The following is an 18,941-nucleotide window of genomic DNA, read 5'->3' as shown; positions in this document are numbered from 1 at the left end:
AAATCGAATGGAAATTATCAATACATTATAAGTTGATGAAAAATATATAAATAATTTAAGATTGTTAAAATAAAAATTATATTTTTATGTTTAAGGCATAACTAAAAGTTTAATGAGTAATAAAAAAAAATGCTGGGAATTTATATGAAAAGTTATGTAAATTCATGCACCTAATAGCAATTTAAAAACCTTGCTTGTTTTTCTCTCCGAATGTTTAGGTTTTACATGAAATATTTAGGTCTAGCTCTATTGCCTTTAATGGCTGTCATGACAACCGCTCAGGCGGAATCTGCATTTGATCCACAAGGTCAGTATTTACTGGGGGACTGGAATGGTCAACGTACAGAACTGGCCCAACAGGGAATTAAATTTGAAGCCAATCTGTTAACCGATACCGCCTATCTTGCTGATGGTGGTCGTAATGAGGGCGCAGGTCCATTAACTTCTGCCCAATTATGGCTGGGTACTCAACTGGATATGGAAAAGCTGGCGGGATGGAATGGTGTCACTGTACGTGCCGTGATGACTGCACGTCAGGGTCAAAGTACCTCTGTTCGTGACTTGCAGGATTCTAATGCACCGCAACTGGCCAATGTACAAGGTACTTTTGGGCGTGGTAATCAGGATAGCCGTCTGAGCGAGCTGTCTATTGAAAAGAATTATAAAGACCAAGGACTCAGTATTAAGGCGGGTCGTGTTGGTCTGGGTATGGACTTTAATGTCATGGCTTGTGATTTTGCCAGTACGGCATTTTGTGCTGCACAGATAGGTAAATGGCAGGGCAATATCTGGATGAATACGCCTGTAGCACAATGGGGTGCGCGCGTGAAGCAGCAACTCAATCCTGAACTTGCCGTACAAGTCGGTGTGTATGAGTTTAATCCGGATAATGGTAATGGCGCTAAAGAAGGTCAGGGCTGGAGTCTGGATACCGACCATGCAGATGGCGTGACGATTCCTGCAGAAGTCATCTGGACGCCGAAATCATGGGTGAATGGCCTGCCGGGCAGCTACCGGATCGGCGGGATGTACAATACTGCCGATGATGTTGCCAACCAAAAAGATATTGCCAATCCTACTGATGCCAAAAACCGTACCTTTGCAGGCTGGTTAGCTGTAGAACAACAGTTAACGTCTACAGGTCAGGGCCGTCAGGGTTTGCATTCATTTGCCAACTTTACCTGGCATGACCGCGATACCAATAAAGTGGATAATTCACAACAAATCGGTTTGAAATATATCGGTCTTGCGGACAGTCAACCGAACGACATTTTAGGTCTGGCGGTCAACCGTGTGCATGTGAATGATCGCTTTGCTGATTCACGGCCAGCTTTCAATGCTGATGCAGAATACAATATTGAACTGAACTATAGCTATAACACAACAAAGTGGCTGATGCTGCGTCCAAACCTGCAATATGTCATTAATCCAGGTTCAAGCAACAATGTGGATGATGCACTGGTACTCGGTTTGACTACACGAATCATCTTCTAAAGTTTGATCGTTCACGTTATAACTAAACAGGCTCTTGGGAGCCTGTTTTTATTTCTAGAGTGAAACTGTGCAATAAAAAGAGGAAATACAGCGTGGCATTACTATTTCAACCTATTCAATTTGGATCACTGCAACTTCAAAATAAAATCGTAATTGCGCCGATGTGTCAGTACTCTGCAACAGAGCAGGGGGAAATTACCTATTGGCACGAGCAGCAATGGGCCAACTATGCCTTATCGGGTGCAGGTTTATGTATTGTCGAAGCGACTGCGGTACAGCCAGAAGGCCGGATCAGTTATGCCGATCTGGGCTTGTGGAATAACGAACAGGCAAAGCAGATCAAGACCTTACTGGAAAAAGTCAAATCCATTTCCCCGATGCCTTTTGCGATTCAACTCGCACATGCAGGGCGTAAAGCTTCAACAGATAAACCATGGGCAGGTAAAGGTCAGTTTAAGCCGGATGAAGCACATGGCTGGCAAACTGTTTCTGCCAGTGATATTCCTTTTCAGGCCGATGAACATCCACCCAAAGCCTTAAGCCAGTCGGAAATTGAGCAGGTCATTGCTGACTTTGCAGAAAGTGCCAAACGTGCAGTTGATGCCGGTTTTGACCTGATTGAGCTGCATGCAGCGCATGGTTATTTACTGCATCAGTTCATGTCACCACTTTCAAATAAACGTGATGATCAGTATGGCGGTTCACTGGAAAACCGGATTCGCCTGACTCTGGAAGTATTACAAGCCATGAAAGCGGCGGTTCCAGAAGGTTATCCAATTGGAGTGCGTATTTCAGCCAGCGACTGGATGGATCAGCCAGACAGCTGGACCATTGATTCTTCAGTTGAATTGTCTAAAGCACTAGAAGCTGCGGGTGCTGCATATATTCATATCTCCAGTGCCGGGCTGCATGTCAAACAGAACATTGATGTGAAGCCGAATTATCAGGTACCTTTTGCAGATGCGATCAAGAAAGTCGTGAATATTCCCGTGATTGCCGTGGGATTGATTACTGAAGCTAAGCAGGCAGAAGATATTTTACAAAAGGGCCAAGCCGACGCTATCGCACTGGCTCGTGCCATTCTTTATGATCCACATTGGCCTTGGCATGCAGCGGCAGCACTTGATGAAAAAATCAAGATTTCACCGCAATATCTGCGCTGCGCACCGCATGGTTTGAATCACCTGTTTGAGCCTTTTTAACACTGCTTTAGTCTCAGAAATTCTTATAATGGAATATCACTGACAAGAGGATACTGCATTATGATTTTTGCGGTCATTGTGCCCATATTTTTATTATTGGCACTGGGTTATCTGACTGTAAAGAGTCAAGTGTTAAGCAAAGAGCAGGTGGGGACGGTCGGTGCTTTTGTGATTAAAGTAGCCTTGCCCTTGCTGTTCTTTCAGTCCCTTGCCTCCAAGGACCTGCATGAAATCTGGTATTTTGAATACTTTGCAGTATATAGCAGCGTGACCTTAGTGCTCTATGGTAGCGGCTTCTGGATCATGCGCCGTCATTTTAAAAATACGCATTCGCAAAGTGCAGTGCTGTCGCTGGGCGCTGCAATGTCGAATACCGGCCTGATTGGTACGGCTGTGCTCAGCTTATTGATTGGGCAACAGGCGATGACCTATACCTCTCTGGTGGTAATCATCGAAAGCATGTTGCTGATTCCGCTGGTGCTGGTCATGGCTGCGCTGGGCACACAACATCAGGCAAATCTCGGCGCCATTCTGAAAAGTGTACTGCTGACTTTGCTAAAGAATCCCTTATTTATGGGGGTAATACTCGGCATGGCTTGTGCAGTTTTCCAGATTAAAATTCCAGTCTATCTTGATCAGGTCTTTGCCTTGATTGGTCAGACAGCGTCACCATTGGCCCTGTTTGCTATTGGCGGCGGGATCGTGGGAATGAGCCTGAAATATGTCAATCTGCAAAGTTTCTATCTGGTATTTTCCAACAATATCATGATGCCGTTATTGATGTATCTGGGGCTGAGCCAGTTGACGGACTTAAATGAGGAAATGGTCCGTGTCGGTACGCTAATTGCAGCTTTGCCGATGCCAACGATTTTTGGCATGTTGGGACAGGCATATGGTCTGAATGATCGAACCTTAACGCCATTGTTGATGAGTACCATTGTCGGTTTTATCGTGACCAGTGGCTTAATTGCCTTGTGGTGGGGATAACCTTTTAGACGATGGATGCTCTACCACAAAAAAAGCCCCAAATTGCATGTGGCTTTTTATATTTTAATTTTGTGGAATTAACTTAACTTTTCTTCGCAGGTACTTTTTTCTGCTCAGCCAGCATTTTGTCTACTGCTGCCAAAGACTCTTTGGCCTGCGGAACATTTTGCTGTGCCAGTGCGGCAAAGATTTTCTTCGCTTCTGGCAGATTTTGCGGAACAATACTGCCATTGGCAAACATATTACCTACTGCCATCAGCGCTGGAATATAACCTTTTTTTGCCAGTTCCTGAATGCTGCTTAGGCCTTGCTGAATCGGTTTTTCATCTTTATTTTTGAAACCGCTGCTGATGTCATATAAGGCTTTGGCATGAATGGCCTGCATATTACCTTTGCTGATCAGCGGTTGCAGCTTTTGTAGTCCGGCTTTATTTGACGCTGCCGTATTTTCAGAAAATAGCAGTATGGCTAGATCAATGCTGGCATCATCAAATTTGGCTGCTGAAGCGCGTTCCAGATGCTGTTTGGCTTTGGCCAAATCCTGTTTGAGGCCGAGTGTGCCGGCTGCATAGTTTTTACCCAGTACATAATTGGCCACCGGATAGCCTTTGCTGGCTGCCTGCTCGTAAAGCTGAATGGCTTTTTTCTCGTCCTTGGTTGTACCTTGGCCGGTTTGAGTCAAATAGCCTAAGTTATATAAAGCTTGGGCATTTCCCTGACTGGCCAATTGATTCAAAGCGTCATAGGCACCTTTAAAATTATTGGCTTTGACCATGGCCTCAACTTTTTGGAATTGGGGATCGACTTGATCTTTTACGGTATTTGCCAGAGCGAATTGCGCAGAAAGGGCAAGAACTGTAGCGAGTACTAATTTTTTCATGGTTCCTATAACCTTATTATTGCTGGCACCTTATTCCTTGGTGCGATTTTAATCATTTTCACTTACATCATAAAAGGATTTTGTGCTTTGTAAATATACAATTTGTCACTAAATACAAATCATCGAAGCACAATATACCGATTAAATCGATGCATGATTTGGACAGGTTTCTGATCAATCCTGCAGATATCAAAAGGATTACTTTGCTTCAGCCGACTTCTCTGTTTAAATCTCGGTTTGAATCAGACTCCCAGGATTTAACCATGTTTGTCAAAACCATTAAACGTCACTATGACAGAATCAATGCTGATGAATCGATTGCCGATGAAGACAAGATTGATGCGCTGCTGATGAAACTTGGTGCAGAGTTTTTGATGAGTCAGGAAGACCGGGTATATGTCTTTCAAAAAGGTGAACTCACGGCAAAGTTTGATGCCAAACATGCGCGGGCCTATCATTTTAAAGATTATGTGGTAAAAGACATGAACAAGCTGTTTCATGGCTTCTAAAATAAAAAAGCCAAGAATTTTATCTTGGCTTTTTTATGAGTTATGCAGTGATTATTGCGGACGCGCTACATCACCGCTCAAAGCTTCGGGAAGCTCCAGAACTTCGAGACCTAGCTCGTTCAATGCTTCAGGTTTTGCCACCACTAGTGCTTTATAACCATTTTCAATCGCGATGCTATTGACGACTTCTACATCATTATTCAGTTTGGTCGCAACATCAGGTGCGGCACCTGTGCCTTGAACCAGATGTAACCAGTGTTTCGGCTTGGCTTTAAACCATAAACGTGCAATGACTTCCTGACCCAGATAGCAACCCTTGTCATAGTGAATGCCTTCGCGTTGATGCAAACGTAATTCCTGTGGTTGAAACAGGGTTGCAGTGGCAGCCTGAATCCAGGCCTGACCTGATTCAATGGCTTGCTGTTCCCACATCGTTACATCGGTTTCAGTCGCCACAAAGTCAGTATGAATGCCATTGATGACTGGATAAACTGGACCAACCAATTCCAGTTTCATTTTTGAGAAGGCGCCAAATTTTTTAATATGATTGGCCAGTTCCGTGGACTGATCTTCAGTGCTGACGATTTCAAAGCTTTCCGGACTGATTTTTTTAAGCCATAAGCCAAATTGAATGCGTCCTTTCAGACTGCAGATTGCAGTATAGCGTGTCTGGTTTTCCGCCAAAGTTTCAGTATTCAAAGTCACCTGACCTTGAAGGAATTTTTGTGCATCTACACCATTCAGACTAAACAATGTAAAAGCAGGAGACGCTGCCATAATAAGCCCCGGTTTGAATACTATAAATCAATGCAGTTATTGTGCAGCAAGCATCAAATAGAGGCAAACAAAAAAGCCAACAATCGAAATCATTGGCTTTGAGCGAGCAGATCTTTAGTGGTGATGGCTAGCCGGTAATGGCGAATCACAAGGGAATTTGCCTCCACAGACCCGTACGGTTTCCATCATGCCCTGATCTTCATGGTCGAGGATATGACAGTGTTGTACGAAGTCACCTTCAAATTTCTTGTAATGGCTTCTGAGAATAAATTTATAGTTAGCTTTTATAAAAAGCGTATCCTTAAATTGTCCTTTCATGCCACGGTATTGCACATCTTCAAGTCCATTTGGATCTGTGACTGGCTCAGATAATGCTTCACTGACATCTTTACCATCAGGATTCAAAATTTTAACAATCTGGAACGGGTTAACATGAATATGGAACGGATGACCGCCAAAATTTTCGGTCGTCAGTTCCCATTCATCAGTCTGTCCAACTTGTAATTGACGGACATATTCGCCATCCACTGAACCATCTCCATCAAAGAAATCTCCGAAACTCAGTGTATCTCCATCTTTTTTATGCCGGAAGCCAAATTTGAACACGCCAGTTCTAGGGTCGGGACCGAGCGAAAAAGCACTATATTGTTTTGGTCGGGCAGCAACCACCTTATCAATCTCTTTCGTCATCAGTGATGGATGATCACTAAACGCAGAAAGATTAAGCTGAGATAACTGGGTCTGGATGTCTTTGCTTAAACCAATTTTTTGTGCCCGATCTTTCAGGAACTGTGCAGCAGTCTGAGCCTTGGTCTTGGCAGCTTTTACATTGACCCATCCAAGCAGTTGGGCATTGAAGCGGTGATTTGGAGCAATTTGAAAAACTACATTCGGCAATGGCGCGTTAATTTCATCATCGATATTCAATTTGGTGTCAAAAATGCAGTATCTATTGGTGGTCGGAAAGGCAACCATTGCATCATGACGATAATCAGGATGGAACACGGACAGGGTTCTGGTCTGTACATGATTCATGGTTAAGCCATCTTGCGCGATAGTATGCACATTCAGGCTATTCAGCTTCTCAAATTCAGCTTTCTTGTCTGCCTCCTGATAGGCTGAACAGGCTTTAATGGTTTGCTCTGCAGTAAACTTACTGGAGTCAGGAATTTCCTTTATGATTAAACCAATGGTATCGCGTACACCGCCATGAATCATGCGCCAGCGGTTAAATACATTCTGTTCAACCTTCATTTCTCCCACAATTTTACCGTTGATAGACGTGTAATAATTCTGGTTTGTCCAGAAGCCACCAATAGACAGGTCATTATAATTTTCCAGCATGCCTATGCCTAAGCCTTCACAATTATTGGGAACAGCGAATGTGATATTAGGGTCGGGGTTGCTACAGCGATATTGGATTTGCTGGAACAGCAGGATATTTTCATTCGGATAACTGTTTTTTTCTTTCCATAGAATATCCATATCTCCAGTTGAGGTGACTTTGCCATTTTTGACTTTTGGTGTTCTTGAGCCTTCAACAATCAATGGGCCTGCCATGCCATTTGATACCTGAAGAGCAGTTGAACCGTGCAGATGGGCGTGATACCAGTAAGTCCCTGCGGGATGATTCGGTTCCATTTTAAACTGATAATCAAATTTTTCCTGAGGTTTGAATTTCAAAAAGACATTATCGCTATTGCCTTGAGGACTGACCCAGAAGCCATGGGTATGCAGGTTGGTGGTATTAAAGCAGTGTGGTTCATTTACATTCTCGACATGAGTTGGACAGGTTGTTTCTGACTCGGGTGGCAGCTGGTTATTCAGGTTAAGTGCCATGGTTTCACCCTGTTTGACCCGAATCTGTGGCCCGACCAACTGATCCTCAACATATTCACCAGCTTTTTTCTTATCAAATAAACTCGGTTTGGTTAAATAGCCTCTCAGCAGCACCTGATCCCATAAGCCATTTCTGGGGTTATAGAGTTTGCTGGTTTTATAGGCCACGATCAGCTCATATTTGCCTTTGGCACTTTTTGGTAACAGGGGTGGATTGCTAATCAAGCTGTCTGATGTGGTCGGAACGGGATGTGAGGATTTGGGTGGAGGTGTGGGGTATGAGGGATGAGAGGGGTGGGACGGGTTAGAGGGATTGGATGGCGGCGATGGATTTTTTGTTCCATCCCAACCGCGAGCTAAGAGCGTCAAAATGGCGGCTATAGCTCCGAATATTGCGATTTTCAACATTTCAGTTCTGCCTGTTATGGTTATTGTTTTAATGTGAGGATTTCGAATAATGTGACATGCGTCACACTGAGCTTCTGATAGTTTTGGAAAATCTGCTATCCCAAATTAGGGGATTGAAATTTTGCTAAATGCGGCGACAGGACAGGCCTATGAAAACCAATCAGACTATATTTTTTCATCTTTAAAAAAATGCACATAAAATTAATTATTTATTAATGATATTAGTGGTTTAGATTAATATTCAAATAAAAAGATAGAGAAATATTTTGCAACATAAGACTAAAGAATAAGGCGAATTATTCAGATTTTTTTAGCAAAAGACCGCTTTAAAGCAAAAATTCTAAAGTCTATGTAACAAATTTTTGCGAAAATACCATTTTTTTATAATTAAGTGTTTGAAAAATATAAAATTTGGGAAATGCTATTTGTGCAGCGTACAATGCTGCTATTACAAAAGTAACTCATCGATATCTATTGATGAATAAAAATAGAGATAAACGAGGGCAGGCAAGCTTATGAACAACAACTACCGTAAACCGCTGCAATCCACCCAGCTGGAATATTATGACGTGCGACAGGCCGTAGAAGATATTCAGCCAGGCGCATATGCCAAACTTCCTTATACTTCTAAAGTCCTGGCAGAGCAGTTGGTGCGTCGTTGTGATCCTGCCATTCTGGAACAGTCTTTACGTCAGCTGATTGAGTGTAAACAGGAACATGATTTTCCCTGGTATCCGGCACGTGTAGTGTGTCATGACATCTTGGGACAAACGGCACTGGTGGACCTTGCCGGTTTACGTGATGCGATTGCAGATCAGGGCGGTGACCCGTCTAAAGTCAATCCGGTAGTTCCAACCCAGCTGATTGTCGACCATTCACTGGCGGTTGAGTTTGGTGGTTTTGATCCAGATGCCTTTGAGAAAAACCGTGCCATTGAAGACCGTCGTAACGAAGACCGTTTCCATTTTATTGAATGGACTAAAACCGCGTTTGAAAATGTTGATGTAATTCCTGCGGGCAATGGCATCATGCACCAGATCAATCTGGAGAAAATGTCTCCGGTGATTCAAAACCGTGATGGTCTGGCATTCCCGGACACCTGTGTTGGTACAGATTCGCATACGCCACATACTGATGCATTGGGTGTGATCTCGATTGGTGTGGGTGGCTTGGAAGCTGAAAATGTGATGCTTGGTCGTGCGTCTTGGATGCGTCTGCCAGATATTATCGGTGTGGAATTGGTCGGTCAGCGCAAGCCGGGCATTACCGCAACGGATATCGTCTTGGCATTAACCGAATTCCTGCGTAAAGAACGTGTCGTTGGCGCATATTTGGAATTTTTTGGTGAAGGTGCTGACAGCATGTCGGTGGGTGATCGCGCCACGATTTCCAATATGACACCGGAATACGGCGCAACCGCTGCGATGTTCTATATCGATCAGAACACTCTTGATTATCTGACCTTGACCGGTCGTGAGCCTGAGCAAGTCAAACTGGTCGAAACTTATGCCAAAGAGATCGGACTTTGGGCATCAGACATGACTCAAGCGGAATATCCACGTGTATTACGTTTTGATTTGTCGACAGTAACCCGCAACATTGCTGGCCCATCCAATCCGCATGCACGTGTCTCGACATCTGACCTGAAAGAAAAAGGCATTGCCGGTAATTTAGAAGCAGCTCGCGCGCAAGAAGCAGAAGGCTTGATGCCAGATGGTGCGGTGATTATCGCGGCGATTACGTCTTGTACCAATACCTCCAACCCACGTAATACGGTGGCGGCAGGTTTGCTAGCACGTAAGGCCAATGAATTGGGCTTGGTGCGTAAACCTTGGGTGAAATCTTCTTTTGCACCGGGTTCTAAAGCGGCTGCTTTGTATTTGGAAGAAGCAGGCGTACTTAAAGATTTAGAAAAACTGGGCTTTGGTATCGTGGCCTATGCATGCACGACCTGTAACGGCATGTCGGGCGCATTAGATCCAAAGATTCAGCAGGAAATTATCGACCGTGATCTGTATGCAACAGCGGTGCTTTCGGGCAACCGTAACTTCGATGGGCGTATTCATCCATATGCGAAGCAGGCATTCTTGGCTTCACCGCCTTTAGTGGTGGCGTATGCAATTGCCGGTACGATTCGTTTTGACATCGAAAAAGATGCTTTAGGTACAGACAAAGACGGCAATCCGATTTATCTAAAAGATATCTGGCCATCGGATGAAGAAATTGATGCGCTGGTGAAAGTTGCTGTAAAACCAGAACAATTCAAAAAAATCTATATTCCGATGTTCGACTTGGGTGTGAATGAAAAAGCAACAAGTCCGTTGTATGACTGGCGTCCGCAAAGTACGTATATTCGCCGTCCGCCGTATTGGGAAGGGGCTTTGGCTGCACCGCGTACCTTGTCAAATATGCGTCCGCTGGCGATCTTGGGCGATAACATCACCACTGATCATTTATCACCATCGAATGCCATTGTGCTCGACAGTGCTTCAGGTGAATACCTGAAAAAAATGGGTGTGCCTGAGGAAGACTTTAACTCCTATGCAACGCATCGCGGTGATCACCTCACGACGCAACGTGCGACTTTTGCCAACCCGAAACTGTTTAATGAGATGGTAGTGCGTTCTGATGGCACCATCAAGCAGGGTTCGAAAGCGCGTGTGGAACCTGAAGGTGAAGTAATGCGGATGTGGGAAGCGATTGAGATCTACATGAACCGCAAACAACCGTTGATTATTATTGCCGGTAAGGATTATGGTCAGGGTTCGAGTCGTGACTGGGCAGCGAAAGGTGTGCGTCTGGCAGGTGTAGAAGCGATTGTGGCAGAAGGTTTTGAGCGTATTCACCGTACCAACCTGGTGGGTATGGGCGTGTTACCGCTTGAGTTTAAGCCGGGTACAGATCGTAAGACTTTAGGTCTTGATGGTACTGAGCTGTATAGCGTGATTGGTAATATTGCGCCACGTTCGACTTTAACTTTAGTAATTGAGCGTTCAACCGATGATGGCAAGAACCAGATTATTGAAGTACCAGTCACTTGCCGTCTGGATACTGAAGAAGAAGTACATGTGTATGAAGCGGGTGGGGTATTGCAACGCTTTGCACAGGATTTCCTGGAAGGGAATGTAGCTTAATTAGAAACCCCTCTTTTTTTCAAAGAAGGGGAACTCCCCACTGCTGTCCCATAGTTTGCTTTAAATAAAAAAACCTGAGTCCTAACAGTTAAAATATGAGTGCAAACAAACACTTTAACGACTAGGATTCAGGTTTTGTCACATCAGAATACCGTATTTCATGAGCTAATTAAACCTGTTGTGCGACAGGATTTTGAACAACTTGCTAAAGTACACCATGTTGGACAGAAATTTAGAGCGGCTTCCCGGTGGGATCAGTTTATTGCCATATTGATGTCTCAATTCTCTTGTAGACAAAGTCTGAGAGATATTCAATCCAATTTGGAGTGCCAACAGGAAAAGCTAAGTCATCTCGGAGCAAAGTCTATTCCCCGAAGCACGCTGGCACGAATCAATGAGCAGCAGCCTGCTGCCTTGTATCAACAGCTATTTTACAAGTTGCTTAAATACTATGAACACTCAAAAGTAGCTCATAAATTTCGCTTTAAGAATCCCTTGTATTCCTTGGATGCCAGTCATATTGACCTGTCGCTTTCCTTATGTGAATGGGCCAAAGTTCATGACTCAAAAGCCAGCATGAAACTCAGCATAGGATTGAATCACAGCAATGATATTCCTGAGTTTGTTGCAGTTGAAAATGGCAAAGAAAATGACATGGTACAAGGCCGCAAATTCCAGTTTCCTGCTGGCAGCATTGTAGTTTTTGATAAAGGCTATGTCGATTACCAATGGTATGCAAATCTGACTGCTCAAAACATTGGATTTGTCACACGTTTTAGGCCTAAATCTGTGTATCAGGTGATCCAGCAACATCCAGTGCTTGAATCCAAAGGTATTCTAAAAGATGAAACCATTCAGCTGAATAGCGCACATGCCCTAAAAAGAAAAGCCCCAGTGTTAAGAAGAATTGAATATAGAGATCAGCAAAGTGGCAAGCACTTTAGCTTTCTCAGCAATAACTTTCATTTAGCCGCCTCCACCATTGCGGCGATTTATAAAGATCGTTGGAAAGTTGAGCTGTTCTTTAAGGCGATTAAGCAGAATCTCAAATTAAAAGCGTTTCTAGGCCGCAGCAGGAACGCAATTCAGACACAAATCTGGATTGCGATGATCGCCTATTTATTGGTGAGTTTCGCTCAACATTTAGGGAAAACAGGTTGGACAGTTCAACGTTTACTCAGAATAATTCAAGTGAATTTGTTTGAAAGAAGAACTTTAAAAGCTTTATTTTCACCCGATAAAATACCCATAAAACAAGAGGAAGCTCAAATGAGCTTCCTCTTGTGAAAAATTGTGGGACAGCAATGGGGAACTCCCTCCTTTTTTAAAGGTGAGAAGCATTGCTTCGCAAGGGCGGATTAAAGTTGTTGATATTGTTTAAAAAAGACCCTACTGTGAAGTGGGGTTTTTATTTGGAATAGAAAGTGCAATCAATTATTAAAATGACATTATACTTTTTCTTAGGAATTACGGTTTTTACTGCTTTATTAGCTATAAGCGGCATTATATATACGTGGACAACAATATATTCGGATGAAAATCAGGTTGTACAGTTTTTTAATTTGCCGTATTTAAAAGAATTGGTAACACTGTGTTTAGTTGAAATAATAGGAATTAGCATACTATTTGTGAAAAAAGGTTTTAAATATATTCCACAAATTAAAAATAATTCTAAGGTAGATGAAACTTTAGCATTTATGCAAGAGTTTGTAGGAATGGGGACGAGTGCAACAATCGTTAGCAATAGGGTTTCGTGGCTTATCAAAAATGAAAATTTATTAAAAATATTAAATCAAAAAATAGAAGACGGAATTAAGCTTGAAATTATTACACCAACTGAGGTGAGTCATCAGATTAAGTCAAGTCTAGTAGGTGCAATATTTATTGTTACTAATGAAAAATTACCGCCAGAAGCAAGATTCACTCTTATAAATGGTGATAGAACAGGGTGCGAAAAACTAGCTATTGCTAAAGGAGTTCATCCCGAACATGAAATTACTATTTTTGACCATAATTCCGGACCACAAATTATAGCTATGGCAAAGGATATTATTTTTAAATCTAAAGAGTTAGCAAGAAAATGAGTTGGTGTGAGTTAAGTACAGTCAGAAAAGTCCAAATTGAAAGCAATAAAGACATAACTTTTTCAAAAGTATTTGTGCCTAAATACCTGGAAAAATTATCTAACTACAGTGGGAAAAAAATTATTGAAATTGGCTGTGGTACAGGACATTTAGCAAAAGAATTAATAAGCTCAATAGAGTTTGAAAATTATATTGCTTTAGAACCATCGTTAGGGATGTATGAAAAAGCTAAAGATATGTTAAATGGTTGTAAATATTTAGAATTAAATAATTTTTCTATAGGGGATTTAAAGGGTGAGATTAAGGTTGATATTATTCTAGCTCATTTAGTTTTTCATGTAGTTGAAGACATTGAGACTTTGTTAAAAGATAGTTTTGAAAGGCTACAACCTAATGCCAAGCTTTTAATTTCATTGCCTCATCCATGTTTTTATAATAATTATAAAAATATCTTTAACGAAGATGAGTATTCTTATAATGATGAAATTAAAACTAATACTCTTTTTAAAATTTCCCAAGATAATGCAAATGATGTAAAAGTTCCGTATATTCACAGACCAATTAGCTACTATATTAATAGGTTTTCTAAGTCAGGCTTCAAAATACTTGAGCTAGAAGAAATTTTTCCAGAAAAATCAATTCAAGTCTTATATCCAGAGCTGTGGCAGACACCTAGATATTGTATTTTTTACTTAGAAAAGATAATGAATAATTGAGTGGAGAAAACATACTTCGCCCAATCGACACCATCATTTACAAAAATGGACAATAGACATTCATCACCAGAGGGTTATACTAGCTAGACCATTTCTAAAACCATGGAGAACAAAGATGGTTACTGCTGGCGAAAAACCCGGAACAGGCTTCTATTTTTGTGTTCAATGCGGACACCGCACCTACTTAGAAATTGGTACTGATCGTTTACCACCGTGTACCAAATGCCAAGGCAATCAATTTAACAATAAGAATGCCTAAGCAAAACAACTCAAACAGTTACCCTCTGTTTTGAACAAAAGCCCTATTACTCCATAGGGCTTTTTGCTATCTAAACTTCGCTATTTATGATGTAAATTTGTTTGAAAATTAACCAATAAAACCCCATATAAAACCCTAGATTCATCGTGTTTAGGGCAGCTCAATTGCAATATTATCTTGATCTTAATCATGACTCAGGTGTTGCCAATTACGAGATTGGTAACGAGTTTATTCGGGTTCAATTTAAGAAAACCTCGAAAGTTTATACCTACAGCTATAGCAGTGCCGGCTATCAGCATGTCGAAAACATGAAACAGCTTGCCCAATATGGCGATGGGCTAAAGGCCTATATCAATCATCATACTCGACAGCTTTTTGTACGTTAAAACTGGTCTGCTTCTTGCTTCAATGAAAGTCCTAAAAGGCAAATATTTTCTAAAGAGTAAATATCTGCCTAGAAATAGTGCAAGTGCATATATTAAAAAGAGGGCTATCACCTATGGATATTCAACAGCACGCACCAGAGTCAGGAAAGTTAGATAAAAAAGCCCATTTCTATTCTGCATGGCCACTGATCCTGATTCTTTTTGGGGGCGCGATTGGCTCGGTTTACGCTGTGATCGCTTATTTGCTTAATTTGAAAATTTATAGTTCTGAGTTGACTAGAATTAATAAGGTACTGGCTAATCTTCTGTGCGGGATGTCCGCGATTAGTGCCTGGTGGTTTAGTGCGCAATGGATTCAGGGAAAATTCTTTCAATAAAACAGCAATCCTGTCCTGAATATAAATTGCAATAAAGTCTCATTTTGGCGAATAAAAAAGCATAAAAAATTGGAAATGGAATTTATTTCTCTATATGTGGGTTAATAATGAAATAAATTTTCAGATTCATGGAAAATTAAAAAAACATAGGAAATTAATCCCGTCCATCTTTGCCTAATATAGCTCTCAAGGGTGTGATGGGATCGGAAAGAGTAGCATGCTGCGAGCGGCGCAAAACGCGAGTGCAGTACGAACCCAAAAGGTCTCGATCCGGCTTAGGACGCTATAGACCACAAGTTTATAGGCTATAAGATCAAGTCTTACAAAGATTGATAGTTGAAGTAAACCATTAAACGTTTTCCCAACACCCTAAAAAATTCTCTAGCAATACACGCAGAATAAAAAAACAAAATAAATATAAATCATAAATTTAAAAAAATATCTAGCTAAGCAAGATACAAATCAGTCCTTCATTTCTCAACATGATCTGTTATTTTTTAAAGCATCAGCTGCCCCCCTAGGGGAATCCTCATGAATCTTGATGTCTGGTGTCGTTTTTTGCTGTTTTGCACACTCATCAATTATGTCATTCTCATGATCTGGTTCATGGTCTTTGTCTTTGCCCGAAACTGGATGAAACAGGTGCATGGAAAATGGTTTCAGCTCTCAGATGCCAGTTTTGATGTGATTCATTATGCAGGTATGGCGCTGTATAAGATTGGGATTCTGCTGTTTAACCTGACACCGTTAATTACAATCTATTTGATGAATCAAAGCTAAGTGCGATGTTGTAATTGAATCTTCGAGTGATAAAAATAAGATTGGATTATTATCATTTTATCGCTACTTGATAGCATGACAGGATCAATAAGAACGAAAAAAGATTTCAAAGGAGTTGACACACATGAATCAAGTCAAACCAGCACTGATTTTGGGTGCCTTGATTGCTTTAGGGATGATGCTTGCCGGGTGGATTCTCGGCAATAGTGCCCTAAAAATTAAACAGTATGAACGTGTTGTTTCGGTCAAAGGATTGTCGGAACGTGAAGTCAAGGCCGATGTGGCAGTGTGGCCGATCCGGTTTAACGCCGGCAGTCAGGATCTGGCCGAGTTGTACGATACCATGCAAACCAATACCCAGGAAATTCAGACCTTCTTAAAAAATGAAGGATTTAGCGCGGAAGAGATTACCAGTGCTTCACCGAGTATCACCGATAAATACGCGCAGCAATATGGCGGGGATGCCAATGTCGCGCTACGTTACACCGCCAGCCAGACCATCACCGTCTATACCCACAAAATAGATGCAGTGCGTGCGGCACAAAGTCGTCTGGTGGCTTTGGGTAGAAAAGGCATTGCCTTTGCAGGGGATGATTCCGGGCAAAGAACAGAATATTTATTTACCAAGCTGAATGACATCAAGCCTGCGATGATTGAACAGGCCACCGAAAATGCGCGCAGTGTAGCGGAAAAATTTGCTGCAGATTCAAAAAGCAGTCTGGGCAAAATCAAGTCCGCCAATCAGGGGCTGTTTAGTATTGAAGATCGCGACAGCAATACGCCGTATTTGAAAAAAGTACGCGTGGTCTCGACGGTCGATTATTATCTGGCAGATTAAGCTGAGCTGGTCAAGCACGGTAATTGACAGCCTAGAAGCCGCTTGTTATTTTGCGCGCATTATTCCAGATGCTGTACCCTTAAAATGCCCATCAACCATGACTTTGTCTATTGTCCACCGCAAGAACCACTGCATACCGTTTATGAAGATGATGATCTGGTGGTAATTGAAAAGCCGGCCGGATTATTGTCGGTTCCGGGGCGTTTACCTGAACATCATGACAGTGCCTATTTGCGGGTTCTGAACCAGTATCCGCAGGCCAAAATTACCCATCGTCTGGATATGGCCACCTCCGGTATTTTGATGTTTGCCAAACACCGCGATGCAGAAGTGGCGGTGAGTAAAATGTTTCAGGCACGCACGGTACATAAAAATTATGTTGCACTGGTACAAGGCAAACTTGAAGGTGAGGGCAGCGTCGAAGTACCTTTGATTACCGACTGGGAAAACCGTCCGCGTCAGATGGTGCATTTTGAACTGGGCAAGGCCGCCAAAACCCTGTATCAGGCCTTAGAATATCTACCCCAGCAAGACATTAGCCGGGTACTACTGACACCAATTACTGGCCGTTCCCATCAGCTACGCTTGCATATGCTGCATATCGGTCATCCCATTACTGGCGATAAAATTTATCATCCTGAACCCCAGCGCAGTCCTTTAAATCGTATGGCCTTGCATGCCAGTTATTTGGCTTTTACCCAGCCTTTGAGTGGTGTCCCGGTCGAAATAAAGGTAGACATACCATTCTAATTTGATTCTGCTTAATAGTTAGATTCAACCGGACACATGCTTTTTAATCTCATAAATATGATCAGGATCAAGCTCTTAAACTGGGCAATCCGAATAAAAAAGTGTGAGAATTTATTTCGATAACAGCGTGGAAATGAGTGGCTTTATAAGCATGTTCAAATGAAATTTTCTACTGATCCATTGCCTGATCGGCTGTTACTGCAGAATATAAATTTTAATGTTCGGTTTATCTCTTGACGATAAGCCTAGAGATTTTTTATTCTTTTATCTCCCGCTATAGGCCTGATGCCTTTATTTTTATGATTTTTTAACCTTCCTTTCATTATTTTTAAACTTTCAAATTATATCCTTTGATATAAAAAATATCGTAAGTTGTTTCAGAATAGATTTGACTTGAGCCGGAAAGTAGTCAGTCATACATGACTTGCACATAAAAATTTTGTAGAAAAATAAAATGAATGAATGACTTAGTATTGATCAACGGCTTTGATTATCTGGCCGAAGTGATGCAAAATTAATCATGACTTTATAATAAATTTTTAATTTGATGATTTAGGGCGCTGCCCGGGGTTAAAGGAAAGAACGATGCTCAGTATGGCTCTCTTCGTTCTCGCGAGTATTTTAATATGTGCATTGCTATGGAGCTTGAAGGTACAGGCTTCATTACGCAGCAATATCCAGTTTTTACAGGAAAACCTGGATCATTCCCGCAGCAAATTGGCAGATTATGAAACTCAAGTCGATGAATTGAATTATGAAATCACCCAATTGCGGGTACAAAATGGCAGTTTAAACATTGCCCTGAATAAATATAAAAAATATCAGGATATCTGGGATATCGAGCAATATATTATTAACCGGACTTTGCAGGCCGAAAACTTTGTTGAAGCGACCAAGCTGGATGCTTCGATCATGATCGATGATCTCAAAGCCTATATCGCAAGAGTAAAAGATTATCTTGCCCAGTTTCAGGCGCAAGCATTAATTGAAGTTGAACAGCAGGCTCGACAAAGTTTACAGGGCTATTATGAGCAAGCCAAACAACAGCATCGTTTGCAGGCAGTGCTAAGTGCTTTAGAGCATAAAATACAGGTCAAATGCTTCGGCTTGCAACTTTCTGAAACACAGGTTTTACAGCAGCTGATTGAGGGTTATAGCGAAACGGATGCGGTTCGGCATTTACGCAATGTCCGTGACAGAATTCAGCAGGCCATAGAAACACAGCAGGTTGCGAGCTGTAATTATGTCGACGACAATCGCCGTCGAAGTACTATTGAAATCCTTAGTCTGGCTTTCAACTGTAAGGCAGATTTATATCTCTCTCAATTAAGCACAGAAAATTTGGGCGAGATATTGCAGGCCTTAAAGGATGATTATGTCTTGCTGAATTATACCGGGCAGACACTGAGTCAGGCGATGATTCAAGAATCCTATCTTGATCTGCGTTTAGAAGAACTCAAGTTTGCTGCGCTGGTTTTGCAATTGGAACAGGATCATCTGCATCCACACATCGCGTAGATC

General features: G+C 41.9%; 18 protein-coding genes. 15 read left to right on the top strand and 3 right to left on the bottom strand.

Annotated elements, in window-relative coordinates; translation table 11 throughout:
* Positions 1 to 225 precede the first annotated feature (225 nt).
* The 3 genes from NI470_RS07675 (at position 226) to NI470_RS07665 (ending at position 3,683) form a co-directional block, all read left to right on the top strand.
* Positions 226 to 1,494 carry a carbohydrate porin gene (locus NI470_RS07675; RefSeq protein ID WP_253148081.1) on the top strand — a complete coding sequence of 423 codons (1,269 nt, stop codon included), beginning with the start codon at positions 226 to 228 and terminating at the stop codon, positions 1,492 to 1,494.
* 92 nt (positions 1,495 to 1,586) lie between these two features.
* Positions 1,587 to 2,696, top strand: a complete 1,110-nt coding sequence (locus NI470_RS07670; RefSeq protein ID WP_219308583.1) for an NADH:flavin oxidoreductase/NADH oxidase — start codon at positions 1,587 to 1,589, stop codon at positions 2,694 to 2,696.
* A gap of 60 nt (positions 2,697 to 2,756) precedes the next feature.
* Positions 2,757 to 3,683, top strand: coding sequence for an AEC family transporter (locus NI470_RS07665; protein ID WP_253148082.1), 927 nt, complete (start codon positions 2,757 to 2,759; stop codon positions 3,681 to 3,683).
* Between the two features lie 82 nt (positions 3,684 to 3,765).
* On the opposite strand, the gene NI470_RS07660 is transcribed toward NI470_RS07665, so the two are convergent.
* Positions 3,766 to 4,563, bottom strand: a complete 798-nt coding sequence (locus NI470_RS07660) for a tetratricopeptide repeat protein (RefSeq protein WP_005104142.1) — start codon at positions 4,561 to 4,563, stop codon at positions 3,766 to 3,768.
* A 263-nt stretch (positions 4,564 to 4,826) separates the two neighbouring features.
* On the opposite strand from NI470_RS07660, the gene NI470_RS07655 reads away from it, so the two are divergent.
* A complete protein-coding gene (locus NI470_RS07655; RefSeq protein ID WP_004645929.1) occupies positions 4,827 to 5,072 on the top strand; it encodes a hypothetical protein in 246 nt (81 codons plus the stop codon).
* A 51-nt stretch (positions 5,073 to 5,123) separates the two neighbouring features.
* Here NI470_RS07655 and ygfZ read toward each other — a convergent pair whose 3' ends face one another.
* Both ygfZ and NI470_RS07645 read right to left on the bottom strand, forming a co-directional pair.
* A complete protein-coding gene (gene ygfZ / locus NI470_RS07650; RefSeq protein ID WP_253148083.1) occupies positions 5,124 to 5,849 on the bottom strand; it encodes a CAF17-like 4Fe-4S cluster assembly/insertion protein YgfZ in 726 nt (241 codons plus the stop codon).
* Positions 5,850 to 5,963: 114 nt separating this feature from the next.
* Entirely contained in the window at positions 5,964 to 8,096 is a 2,133-nt protein-coding gene (locus NI470_RS07645; protein ID WP_253148084.1) for a multicopper oxidase family protein, read from the bottom strand.
* 515 nt (positions 8,097 to 8,611) lie between these two features.
* On the opposite strand from NI470_RS07645, the gene acnD reads away from it, so the two are divergent.
* From acnD to NI470_RS07590, 11 genes are all read left to right on the top strand, one after another.
* Positions 8,612 to 11,230 carry a Fe/S-dependent 2-methylisocitrate dehydratase AcnD gene (gene acnD, locus NI470_RS07640; protein ID WP_253148085.1) on the top strand — a complete coding sequence of 873 codons (2,619 nt, stop codon included), beginning with the start codon at positions 8,612 to 8,614 and terminating at the stop codon, positions 11,228 to 11,230.
* A gap of 135 nt (positions 11,231 to 11,365) precedes the next feature.
* Positions 11,366 to 12,517, top strand: a complete 1,152-nt coding sequence (locus NI470_RS07635; protein WP_004646736.1) for an IS4-like element ISAbe18 family transposase — start codon at positions 11,366 to 11,368, stop codon at positions 12,515 to 12,517.
* 137 nt (positions 12,518 to 12,654) lie between these two features.
* A complete protein-coding gene (locus NI470_RS07630; RefSeq protein ID WP_180001539.1) occupies positions 12,655 to 13,314 on the top strand; it encodes a hypothetical protein in 660 nt (219 codons plus the stop codon).
* On the top strand, positions 13,311 to 14,030 hold the full coding sequence (locus NI470_RS07625; RefSeq protein ID WP_253148086.1) for a class I SAM-dependent methyltransferase: 720 nt from the start codon (positions 13,311 to 13,313) through the stop codon (positions 14,028 to 14,030). Before NI470_RS07630 ends, NI470_RS07625 begins: the two co-directional genes overlap by 4 nt.
* Before the next feature lie 115 nt (positions 14,031 to 14,145).
* Complete coding sequence (locus tag NI470_RS07620; RefSeq protein ID WP_004645925.1) at positions 14,146 to 14,289, top strand: zinc ribbon-containing protein; 144 nt, start codon at positions 14,146 to 14,148, stop codon at positions 14,287 to 14,289.
* 164 nt (positions 14,290 to 14,453) lie between these two features.
* Positions 14,454 to 14,675 carry a hypothetical protein gene (locus tag NI470_RS07615; RefSeq protein ID WP_253148087.1) on the top strand — a complete coding sequence of 74 codons (222 nt, stop codon included), beginning with the start codon at positions 14,454 to 14,456 and terminating at the stop codon, positions 14,673 to 14,675.
* A gap of 113 nt (positions 14,676 to 14,788) precedes the next feature.
* Positions 14,789 to 15,052, top strand: a complete 264-nt coding sequence (locus tag NI470_RS07610; protein WP_253148088.1) for a hypothetical protein — start codon at positions 14,789 to 14,791, stop codon at positions 15,050 to 15,052.
* A gap of 531 nt (positions 15,053 to 15,583) precedes the next feature.
* Positions 15,584 to 15,832: a DUF6868 family protein gene (locus NI470_RS07605; protein ID WP_253148089.1), complete on the top strand. Its 249-nt coding sequence runs from the start codon at positions 15,584 to 15,586 to the stop codon at positions 15,830 to 15,832.
* 124 nt (positions 15,833 to 15,956) lie between these two features.
* Positions 15,957 to 16,670 (top strand): SIMPL domain-containing protein, encoded by a 714-nt coding sequence (locus tag NI470_RS07600; protein WP_253148090.1) that lies wholly within the window; start codon positions 15,957 to 15,959, stop codon positions 16,668 to 16,670.
* 84 nt (positions 16,671 to 16,754) lie between these two features.
* Entirely contained in the window at positions 16,755 to 17,420 is a 666-nt protein-coding gene (locus NI470_RS07595; protein WP_253148091.1) for a pseudouridine synthase, read from the top strand.
* Positions 17,421 to 18,005: 585 nt separating this feature from the next.
* Positions 18,006 to 18,938 carry an SNIPE associated domain-containing protein gene (locus tag NI470_RS07590; RefSeq protein ID WP_253148092.1) on the top strand — a complete coding sequence of 311 codons (933 nt, stop codon included), beginning with the start codon at positions 18,006 to 18,008 and terminating at the stop codon, positions 18,936 to 18,938.
* Positions 18,939 to 18,941 lie beyond the last annotated feature (3 nt).

The organism is Acinetobacter lwoffii, assembly GCF_024129115.1.
In the GTDB taxonomy this organism is placed as follows: Bacteria; Pseudomonadota; Gammaproteobacteria; order Pseudomonadales; family Moraxellaceae; genus Acinetobacter; species Acinetobacter lwoffii_T.
The sequence above is the reverse complement of the archived record's forward strand: the minus strand, read 5'-3'. Positions and strand labels throughout refer to the sequence as shown.

Bases quoted from the DNA above. Each gene is read 5' to 3' on its own strand.
- NI470_RS07675 (WP_253148081.1), top strand. From the start codon at position 226: ATGAAATATTTAGGTCTAGCTCTATTGCCTTTAATGGCTGTCATGACA.
- NI470_RS07665 (WP_253148082.1), top strand. From the start codon at position 2,757: ATGATTTTTGCGGTCATTGTGCCCATATTTTTATTATTGGCACTGGGT.
- NI470_RS07660 (WP_005104142.1), bottom strand. From the start codon at position 4,563: ATGAAAAAATTAGTACTCGCTACAGTTCTTGCCCTTTCTGCGCAATTC.
- NI470_RS07655 (WP_004645929.1), top strand. From the start codon at position 4,827: ATGTTTGTCAAAACCATTAAACGTCACTATGACAGAATCAATGCTGAT.
- ygfZ (WP_253148083.1), bottom strand. From the start codon at position 5,849: ATGGCAGCGTCTCCTGCTTTTACATTGTTTAGTCTGAATGGTGTAGAT.
- NI470_RS07645 (WP_253148084.1), bottom strand. From the start codon at position 8,096: ATGTTGAAAATCGCAATATTCGGAGCTATAGCCGCCATTTTGACGCTC.
- acnD (WP_253148085.1), top strand. From the start codon at position 8,612: ATGAACAACAACTACCGTAAACCGCTGCAATCCACCCAGCTGGAATAT.
- NI470_RS07625 (WP_253148086.1), top strand. From the start codon at position 13,311: ATGAGTTGGTGTGAGTTAAGTACAGTCAGAAAAGTCCAAATTGAAAGC.
- NI470_RS07620 (WP_004645925.1), top strand. From the start codon at position 14,146: ATGGTTACTGCTGGCGAAAAACCCGGAACAGGCTTCTATTTTTGTGTT.
- NI470_RS07610 (WP_253148088.1), top strand. From the start codon at position 14,789: ATGGATATTCAACAGCACGCACCAGAGTCAGGAAAGTTAGATAAAAAA.
- NI470_RS07605 (WP_253148089.1), top strand. From the start codon at position 15,584: ATGAATCTTGATGTCTGGTGTCGTTTTTTGCTGTTTTGCACACTCATC.
- NI470_RS07600 (WP_253148090.1), top strand. From the start codon at position 15,957: ATGAATCAAGTCAAACCAGCACTGATTTTGGGTGCCTTGATTGCTTTA.
- NI470_RS07595 (WP_253148091.1), top strand. From the start codon at position 16,755: ATGCCCATCAACCATGACTTTGTCTATTGTCCACCGCAAGAACCACTG.
- NI470_RS07590 (WP_253148092.1), top strand. From the start codon at position 18,006: ATGCTCAGTATGGCTCTCTTCGTTCTCGCGAGTATTTTAATATGTGCA.